The organism is Rheinheimera mesophila (assembly GCF_000986865.1).
GTDB lineage: Bacteria > Pseudomonadota > Gammaproteobacteria > Enterobacterales > Alteromonadaceae > Pararheinheimera > Pararheinheimera mesophila.
Genome location: NZ_LAVS01000068.1, coordinates 1 through 453, shown reverse-complemented (window position 1 = coordinate 453; position 453 = coordinate 1). Strand labels below are relative to the sequence as shown.

The following is a 453-nucleotide window of genomic DNA, read 5'->3' as shown; positions in this document are numbered from 1 at the left end:
ATTATAGCACATATACTTTTTTTACTGCTTGTAAACTTTCAGATTATTCTCGGTTCATAATAATCTGAACATTACGTGTTCAAAACTACCATGTTTAACTTGTATATAAATATATATCAATATGCATGTTTTCAGAGTTAATCGTTTTATTATCTCTATATATTCTTAATAGTGTATTTGAATTCTGTCCTTGAGCACCAAATAAATCGTAATTAACCGAAGGTTCTGTAGAAGTATGAAACACGATTAATCCCCTCTGAACCTTCCCATCAAAAACATCAGAGTTATATAAATTATATTTTTCCTGTAAATAACGTCTTGCTTGAAGATCCAACTCCTGAACAGTTACATTTTTCTTATTCGTTTTAACCGTTTCCAAAGGTACTGTATTTTGTTTACCGTCTAGCCATAAATTGATTGGCACTTTTTTCTCTTCGGTCAATCGATTATTAT

General features: G+C 30.0%; 1 pseudogene. It reads right to left on the bottom strand.

The window, feature by feature from the left end:
* Positions 1-94 precede the first annotated feature (94 nt).
* Positions 95-453 (bottom strand): annotated as a pseudogene (sea, locus tag SD53_RS12575) (staphylococcal enterotoxin type A); the annotation flags it as partial.